At 32.8% G+C, this 8,602-nt stretch carries 7 protein-coding genes; 5 read left to right on the top strand and 2 right to left on the bottom strand.

Going from position 1 to position 8,602, the window contains the following annotated elements; translation table 11 throughout:
- Positions 1 to 97: 97 nt before the first annotated feature.
- Positions 98 to 1,033: an ABC transporter ATP-binding protein gene (locus ABEG63_RS07150; RefSeq protein ID WP_346583949.1), complete on the bottom strand. Its 936-nt coding sequence runs from the start codon at positions 1,031 to 1,033 to the stop codon at positions 98 to 100.
- A gap of 85 nt (positions 1,034 to 1,118) precedes the next feature.
- On the opposite strand from ABEG63_RS07150, the gene ABEG63_RS07145 reads away from it, so the two are divergent.
- The 4 genes from ABEG63_RS07145 to ABEG63_RS07130 all read left to right on the top strand — a co-directional run bounded on the left by ABEG63_RS07145 (position 1,119) and on the right by ABEG63_RS07130 (position 5,364).
- Positions 1,119 to 1,778: a YceI family protein gene (locus tag ABEG63_RS07145; protein ID WP_346583948.1), complete on the top strand. Its 660-nt coding sequence runs from the start codon at positions 1,119 to 1,121 to the stop codon at positions 1,776 to 1,778.
- A 127-nt stretch (positions 1,779 to 1,905) separates the two neighbouring features.
- Positions 1,906 to 2,916: a phenylalanine--tRNA ligase subunit alpha gene (gene pheS, locus ABEG63_RS07140; protein ID WP_346583947.1), complete on the top strand. Its 1,011-nt coding sequence runs from the start codon at positions 1,906 to 1,908 to the stop codon at positions 2,914 to 2,916.
- Positions 2,917 to 3,172: 256 nt separating this feature from the next.
- A complete protein-coding gene (locus ABEG63_RS07135; RefSeq protein ID WP_346583946.1) occupies positions 3,173 to 4,723 on the top strand; it encodes a HAMP domain-containing sensor histidine kinase in 1,551 nt (516 codons plus the stop codon).
- Positions 4,720 to 5,364: a response regulator transcription factor gene (locus tag ABEG63_RS07130; RefSeq protein ID WP_267404901.1), complete on the top strand. Its 645-nt coding sequence runs from the start codon at positions 4,720 to 4,722 to the stop codon at positions 5,362 to 5,364. Before ABEG63_RS07135 ends, ABEG63_RS07130 begins: the two co-directional genes overlap by 4 nt.
- 1,256 nt (positions 5,365 to 6,620) lie before the next feature.
- On the opposite strand, the gene ABEG63_RS07125 is transcribed toward ABEG63_RS07130, so the two are convergent.
- Entirely contained in the window at positions 6,621 to 7,391 is a 771-nt protein-coding gene (locus ABEG63_RS07125) for a DUF3108 domain-containing protein (RefSeq protein WP_346583945.1), read from the bottom strand.
- Between the two features lie 147 nt (positions 7,392 to 7,538).
- Between ABEG63_RS07125 and ABEG63_RS07120 the strand changes: the two genes are divergently transcribed.
- The gene (locus ABEG63_RS07120) at positions 7,539 to 8,594 is read left to right on the top strand and encodes an NAD(P)/FAD-dependent oxidoreductase (protein ID WP_346583944.1); all 1,056 of its coding nucleotides are present in this window, start codon (positions 7,539 to 7,541) and stop codon (positions 8,592 to 8,594) included.
- Positions 8,595 to 8,602: the final 8 nt, after the last annotated feature.

Here is an 8,602-nt window from a genome sequence, read left to right as displayed (position 1 = left end):
CGAAGCGGCGGAGCCGCTTCGCCGAAACTACAAAAATGAGCTCAAACAAATGTTGCGATCAGGGCTAGGTAAGCTGTCATTCAATTAAATTTCAGGTTTAAACAAAGGAAATTGTAACAAAATTTTCAATTCTCATATCTGTGTAAACCACCAGTTCTTTATTTTTTACTTTTAGTTTATTCCAATAATGATTTCCGGCAAATCGACTTTCTAAAACTTCGGCTTCAAAACCATTTTCAGAAATTTTAACCTCTTTCGGATAATAAGAAAATTTAGAAAGTTGAAAATCTGCAATTTCAGTTTCATTAAAAATATTCACTTCGCCAAAAAGTTTAGCAACATAAGAATTGTAAGGATTTTTGAACGTTTCTTGCGGACTGTCATTCTGTATCAATCTTCCTTCCTGAAGCACCACAATCTGATCTAACCACGGAATAATATCTTGAAGTTCATGGGTAGAAATAATTAATGAAATATTGTTTTGTTTTACATATCTGAATAATTTTTCGCGCAATTCAATTTTTCGTGGAAAATCTAAATTGCTGAAAGGTTCATCAAGAATCAATAATTTCGGAAGCACGGAAAGCGCTCTCGCGATGGCAACTCTTTGCTGTTGTCCGCCGCTTAAATATTTAGGTAAAATATGGGCGTATTCTTCTAATCCTACCACTTCAAGAAGTTCGGCTACGATTTCTTTTTTCTTGGCTAAATTAATATTAGAAATAAATTTCCCCACATTTTCAGCTACCGTTGCATAGGGCATCAAATCGAAATTTTGGGCAACAAATTTCATTTCAGATTCGCCGGGAACAATGTTTCCTTTCGGGCCTAAAAGCTTCACGCCATCAAAAATAATTTCACCACTTTCCCAATCTAAAAGTCCGTAAATCAAACTTAACAACGTTGACTTTCCGCAGCCGCTTTCTCCCGCCAATGCGATGATTTTTCCTCCTTCAAATTTTAGATTCAGATTATTAAACAAAGGTTTTTCCTTTGCGTATGAAAAGTGTAAATTATTAATTTCTAAAAGCATATTACAAATGTAATGAAATGAATCGTTTTTAGGAAAAATTGATTTTTTTTATTATATTAGCGGAAGTATTAAAAATTTAAAAATCATGAAGAAAAAGCTGTTTTCATTGGGAATTCCCGCACTTTTTGCCGCTGCAGTTATGGTTTCTTGTAATAAAGAAAAACCTGTGACCACTGATGGTAATGAAGTGACGACAACTAAAGATGGTAACCAGTTTACATTGGATACTTTAAACAGTAAAGTAGAGTGGAAGGGATATAAAATTTTTAAATCTGAAAGCACAAGCCATTTCGGAACGATTAAGTTCGAAAGTGGCGATGTTACCGTAAAAGAAGGCGGTCTTGAAAGTGGAAAATTTGTAGCTGATATGAATTCTCTTACATCGGTTGATTTAAAAGATAATGCTGAACAATTAGGAAAATTGAATGGTCATTTAAAAAGTGGTGATTTCTTTGAAGTAGAAAAATTTCCGACGGCTTCTTATGAAATTACAAAAGTTACTCCGTCTGCAGAAGGTGATTACAACACGCTTTTGGATGGTAATTTAACGATCAAAGGGATTACAAAACCTGTTCAGTTTAAGGCTAATGTATCTGTGAAGGAAGGTGTGGTAAGTATTGCTACAGAGCCGAAAGATATTAAGCGAGAAGAGTTTGGAGTGAAGTTTCAGGCACCTGCCGAAAATGGGGTTATCAAGGATGATGTGACTCTTCAGATCAGCGTAAAAGCTTTAGAAAAAAAATAATTTTTTTATTTAAGTGAAATAAGTGATTGAAGTCTGCCTCCGAATAAGGGGCAGATTTTTTTAATTATAGGAAAATTATTCCATCGAAAAACCGTATTTTTGCAAAACATTTTGAAAGGGTAAAACAATGATAGAAAAGATAGAAGAATTACTCGTTGAGGTAAATGGCTTTAATGCTACATCTAAAGAGGAAATTGAAAACTTCCGAATCAAGTACAATGGTAAAAAAGGTGTTCTAAATGATTTTTATGAAAACTTAAAATCAATACCTAACGACCAGAAGAAAGAATTCGGACAGAAAATCAATACTCTGAAGAATGCTGTTAACGTAAAATTGGAGGATTTAAAAAATGCTTCTGCATCTTCTATTATCCTTGAAAAAGAGGATCTTACGAGACCTGCTTTTCCGTTGGATTTAGGTTCTAGACATCCAATTAATTTGGTGAAAAACAGAATCATTGAGATTTTCAAGTCTATAGGATTTGCTGTGGCAGACGGACCGGAAATTGAGGATGACTGGCACAACTTCACCGCTTTGAATCTTCCGGAATATCACCCGGCAAGAGATATGCAGGATACTTTCTTCATCGAGCAAAACCCAGATATTTTGTTGAGAACGCATACTTCGTCGGTACAGATCAGATATATGGAGGAAAATCAGCCACCAATCAGGATTTTATCTCCGGGAAGAGTTTTCAGAAATGAAGCAGTTTCTTCACGTTCGCACTGTATTTTCCATCAAATTGAGGGATTGTATATTGATGAAAATGTAAGTTTTGCAGATTTAAAACAAACGATTCAGTTCTTCACAACTGAGCTTTTCGGAAAATCTAAGATCAGATTAAGACCTTCTTATTTCCCGTTCACAGAGCCAAGTGCCGAGATTGATGTGTATTGGGGATTAAACTCTGAGACCGATTACAGAATCACGAAAGGAACAGGTTGGTTAGAAATTATGGGTTGCGGAATGGTAGATCCTGCCGTTTTGAAAAACGTAAATATCGATTCTGAAAAGTATTCGGGATATGCTTTTGGAATGGGAATCGAAAGAATCGTAATGCTTCTTTATCAAATGAGCGACATCAGAATGTTCTTTGAGAATGATGTAAGAACTTTAGAGCAGTTTAAAACGTTGTAAATATATAATTTAAACTTAAACAAATTCAAAATCCTGTAAAACAATATTTTTACAGGATTTTTTTTATTAATTTTATACGATAACTCAAGTGAAAATGTTGAAGTCATTGAATTTTAGATTTAGAAAAATTATTCATTATTCCCTTATATTATGTATTTTATTAATACAGTTGATTATAGCGGCGTTTTTTTATAATGAATTTGTTAATAGAAAGAATTTAATTTTTATTGAAAAACAGCTGAAAGAAATTCACTTATTGGAGAATTTAACGGATGACTCCCGAAAAGAGCTTATGAACGCTCAGGATTTTCTTCAAAAGTATGTGGTAAGCGAAGATAATACGTATTTAGATTCTTACTTTAAATCGTTAAATAAGCTTGGTAATAATTTGGATAGCATCAGTCGTTTTGAACAGAAATATCCAAGATTGAAGAATAATGCTTCGCAGAAAAAAGATTCGTTGGAACTTAAAAATTTGAAGTTGTTGATTGATTCTACTTATCAATATTCAACAAAATCTAATTTTAAGATAAATAATGATTTGCCACAGCTGAAAAAATATGATCTGGATTATAATTTAGATAAATTTGATGTCGAGACCAAAACATACACAGATTCTATAAAGAAAAAAGGATTATTCGGACGTTTGGGTGATGCTATTTCGGGGAAGGAAAGTGTAAGAAAGGAAAGCACGGTGATTACCGTAAAACAGGGCAAAAAGTTGGATGCTTCCACAATTAAAAAAGAACTGGACAGCATTATAAATGTCGTAGATCACCATTATTCCGGTGAGGTGAAAAAAATTCAGGTGAATGTAAAGGAGAAGCAAAAAGGGAATGATCAGTTTTATAAAATGTTCAGCAATCTTCTGATGTATAGCAACGGATTGATGGGGATTTATGAAAATTCGATCAAGGCATCTAAACAGGATTTGGAGAAGGAATATGAGACGCAAAATTCTAAAAACAACAAGATCAGAACGTATTTGATATTTGGTGCTATGATTTTGATGTTTATCGTATCTGTTTTAATTATGATTTTAACAAGAATTGCTTTTGTCTATGAAAAACAATTGAATGCGGCCAACAAACAGATTAATGAAAATTTGAATTTTAAAAACAGAATCTTAGGAATGTTAAGTCATGAACTAAGATCGCCATTAAAAATAATTGGCCTTTTCCTTAATAGGATTAATAAAAAAACGGATGATGAGAAAATTAAAGAATATCTTAAATCTATCAGTTTTACCAATGATACTTTGTTGATGCAGGCTAATCAGATTTTAGAATATACCAAAAATCAGGCGGTTGAAAATAAATTAATTCCTGTAGATTTTAATCTTAAAAATGAAATTACTTCGATTTTAAGCTCTATTGAGCCGTATATTGAAACGAGAAACAATAAATTTGTCATCAATGAAAATATAAACCCGGATATTACCGTTTATTCTGATAACAAGAAGATCAATCAGGTTTTTATGAATATTCTTGGAAACGCGAATAAATTTACCGAAAACGGACAGATAAGCGTAACGGTAAATACGGAAAAGATTGATGATAACACAATAACCATGACAACTAAAATAAATGACACCGGAGCCGGAATTTCTCAATCGGATCTAGAAAAAATATTTGAACCCTATTACCAAGGCGTTTTATCGGAAGATGTAGAAAATCTCGGTGCTGGTTTGGGGTTGAGCTTATGTAAAGAAATCGTAGCTTTATACTCAGGAAATATTTTTGTGGAAAGCGAATTGGGAAAAGGCACAACGGTTACTTTTTCTGTGAATTTAAATAGTAAGAAATGAATCAACTAGATAATAGATCAATCAACTTCCTGCTTGCAGACGATCATAGTCTGATAAGACAGGGCATTGTCTTTTTACTAGAAGATATGGAGTTGGCTCAGAATATTTTTCAGGCATCAACATTACAACAAGCCATAGAATCTGTAAAGCAGAATCCGATTGATATTGCCATTATAGACGCTCACTTTCCGGATGGAAATAGTTTAAGCTTTTTAGGCGAAATAAAAACCCTAAAACCGGAAATTAAAATCTTGATTTTTACCGGAATTGATGAGAATACACATTCGCTGCGTTATCTGAATGCCGGAGCTGATGGTTTTCTCAGCAAAATGAATGAAGAAGAAGTAATAGAGCATGCTATTAAGAAAATGATTAGCGATGGCGAATATATTTCTACTACAACGCAGGCTTTGCTGGTAAATTCAATGAAAAATCCTAATATGGTAAATCCTTTATCATCATTAACAGAAAGAGAATTACAAATTGCAGAAATGTATGCTGAAGGATTGGGAAACCTTGAAATTGCAGGCAAGCTAGATGTAAAACAAAATACTGTAAGTACTATTAAAAGAAGGATTTTTGATAAGCTTGAAATAGAAAATCTCGTAGAACTTATCGAGCTCATCCGAAACAGTCAATAGTTTAAATAGATAAAAATCTACAAGGCAAACGACATTTATCTACATCATTTATTTAGAGAATATATTCTTCTGTTTCTATCTTTGTATCAACACAAAGGGTAAAAACTATTAAAAGAATAAACAAAGGACTTTTGATTTCTCTAAAGCACAAATGATGAGAAAAAATCAAAAGTCTTCCATTACATTAAAATGGTAAAAATATAACCTCCGGAATTTTTTCGGAGGTTTTTTCTTGTCTTTCAACAATGAAAAATCTGTCGAATAATATCTACGATGCAAGCGAAGTAAATCGACAAATTTTTGGCACGGTTGGTTCGCATATTGATAATTATATAATAACAATATGATGAAAAAATAATCATTGGTTTTGACAGACATTAATGATTTTAAAAATTTAAAAGTGATTTGGTGTTATAAAAAACACAAATGATGAAAAAGAATTATTTCGTACAAAAACACAAATGAAAATGTAAAACCTTCGAGTCGACACGAAGGTTTTTTTGTGGAAAAAATCAATGTAAGTTGTAGAAAAATATCTACGGGATCAGCGAAGTATATCGACAGCTTTTATAATGAAAATAATCTTCGATGTTGGTATTTTTGTATCAGACAAAAGAGAAAAAAGTTATTTGGTTTTTGACATAAGCAAATGACGAAAAAAAATTATTTCGCACTAAAACGGATGAAAAATCTTTAACCTTCGAAATCTATCGAAGGTTTTTTTTATTGTCTTTCAAGATAAAATCTGTCGAAGAATATCTACAACTAAGGCGAAGTAAATCGACAAATTTTTGGCACAGTTGGTTCGCATATTGATAATTCTATAATAACAATATGATGAAAAAAATAATCATTGGTTTTGACAGACATTAATGATTTAAAAAAATTAAAAGTGATTTGGTGTTATAAAAAAACACAAATGATGAAAGAAAATTATTTCACAAAGTTCCAAAAACAAACCTCCGAATTAATCGGAGGTTTTAGTTTTTAATTACTGACATTAGAAACAAAACGTAATTAAAAACGAGTATTGAAAATTTACACAGTGTCTCTGAAAAAGACGCTTCGACTTCTCACGAAGCGCCTACAATAAAACATTCAAAAATAGCGTTTCGCTTTTATGATATTTGATTTTTCTTGGTTATTGAGTCTTATATAATTATGACAATCGGGAATTGAATTCTATTACATCAAATAAAAAAATGTCTGTAAAAATTTTTACAGACATTCTTCACTAACAAACAAGTGATATGTTTTTATTTTATGAATTTTAAAGGATATTTCACATTTTTAATATCATCAATACTGGCTTTTAAAGAACCCACAGCCAATTCTGCTTTTAACAACATCGGAACGTGATTGGCATCATTAGAAACCCACATGGTAACGCCTTCTTTTTCCTTGAAAACCCTTCCGCTTTGTACCGATGGTGTGATTTTTAAACAATTAATCGTTCCGAATTTTGTCTTTAAATTTTCTGTTCCCACCACCTTTAGTTGAAAAGGAAACATTTCATCATCAATCCAAACATTCATACTAATCACGGTTCCTATTCTCAATTCTGCAGCACTTTTACTTCTTAAATAATAAAAGCAGGAAAGCATATCCTGAACACCTTTTACAGATTTTAAAACCTTAGAACCATTAGCCGGATTTTTTTTATCGGTTAAAATTAAAGTATTATTACTATGATTAAACGTTGTTTCGTAATGTTGTGTATAACCGCCTTCCCGTACATTTCTCACATAAAAACTCGGTAGTTCTGTACTGATGTTGATGTAACTTTCATAGAGATCCTCCACTTTAAAGAATGTTTTTACAGCTCCTGTGGTTACTCCGGTTCCTTTTACGTACAAATGCGGAATACCTTTATAAACGGTTTTTCTAGCGGTGAGATTGGCACTTCCGGCATTTAAGATTCCATAATGGATCCTAAAAGTCAGAGATTCGCCATCTGCAATATTATTAATCTGGCCAAAACTCAGACAAAATATAAATATTGCTAAAAAAAATGAAGTTTTTTTCATGATTACTCAGTTACAAAAAGGTTGCCAAATAAGATTTCGAAACATATTTGATAAATCTCAGGTTTTTATTTAGAATGAATTAAATATGCTTCGCATTAAAATTAGTAAATTTGCAGACATACATATTATTAAATTATCTTTTATACTATGATAACTACAGATATATTGATTATTGGGGCTGGGCCAACGGGATTGTTTGCTGTTTTTGAAGCAGGTTTGCTAAAAATGAAATGCCATATTATTGATGCACTTCCTCAACCCGGAGGACAATTGGCAGAATTGTATCCTAAAAAGCCGATTTTTGATATCCCTGGTTATCCATCGGTAAATGCTGGAGAATTAGTAGATAATTTAATGGAGCAGATCAAGCAGTTTCAACCGGGATTCACATTGGGAGAAACAGCTGTTTCTTATACCAAAGTGGATGATGAATGGTTTGAAGTTGTAACTAATAAAGGAACTGTTCACAGATGTAAAGCGATCGCTATTGCAGGTGGTTTAGGTACTTTTGAACCTAGAAAACCGGCTTTCGAAAATCTAGCGGATTATGAAGAAAAAGGTCTTGAATATTTTGTAAAAGAGCCTGAGCATTTCAGAGATAAAAAAGTGGTGATCGCCGGAGGTGGAGATTCTGCGCTTGACTGGAGTATTTTCCTTTCTAATGTGGCAAGTGAAGTAACGTTGATTCACCGAAGAAATGAATTCCGTGGTGCTTTGGATTCTGTTGAAAAAGTTCAGGAGCTTAAAAATCAGGGAAAAATTAAATTAATCACGCCTGCTGAAGTTACTGGAGTAAAAGGTGATGGTAAAGTAGAAGCGATTACGGTTGCTATTGACGGTCAGGATCCTTATGATATGGAAACAGATTATTTCATTCCTTTATTTGGTTTAACTCCAAAGTTGGGAGAAATCGGAAACTGGGGATTGAATATCGAGAAAAACGCAATCGTTGTTAATAACGCTTTAGACTATCAAACAAACATCGATGGAATCTATGCTATCGGTGATATCAATACATATCCAGGGAAATTAAAACTGATTCTTTGTGGTTTCCACGAAGCGACTTTAATGTGTCAGAGTGTTTATAACAGACTGAATCCGGGTAAAAAATTCGTTTTGAAATATACAACAGTGAGTGGTGTAGACGGATTCGACGGAAGTAGAAAAGAGGCTGAGAAAGCAGTTGTGAAAAAAATTGACTAAATTTGTTG

The organism is Chryseobacterium sp. C39-AII1, assembly GCF_039672645.1.
GTDB lineage: Bacteria > Bacteroidota > Bacteroidia > Flavobacteriales > Weeksellaceae > Chryseobacterium.
Note: the sequence above shows the minus strand (reverse complement) of the source record. Positions and strands in the feature narration are given on the sequence as shown.

Coding starts and splice junctions, on each gene's coding strand:
- ABEG63_RS07150 (WP_346583949.1), bottom strand. CDS start 1,033: ATGCTTTTAGAAATTAATAATTTACACTTTTCATACGCAAAGGAAAAA.
- ABEG63_RS07145 (WP_346583948.1), top strand. CDS start 1,119: ATGAAGAAAAAGCTGTTTTCATTGGGAATTCCCGCACTTTTTGCCGCT.
- pheS (WP_346583947.1), top strand. CDS start 1,906: ATGATAGAAAAGATAGAAGAATTACTCGTTGAGGTAAATGGCTTTAAT.
- ABEG63_RS07130 (WP_267404901.1), top strand. CDS start 4,720: ATGAATCAACTAGATAATAGATCAATCAACTTCCTGCTTGCAGACGAT.
- ABEG63_RS07125 (WP_346583945.1), bottom strand. CDS start 7,391: ATGAAAAAAACTTCATTTTTTTTAGCAATATTTATATTTTGTCTGAGT.
- ABEG63_RS07120 (WP_346583944.1), top strand. CDS start 7,539: ATGATAACTACAGATATATTGATTATTGGGGCTGGGCCAACGGGATTG.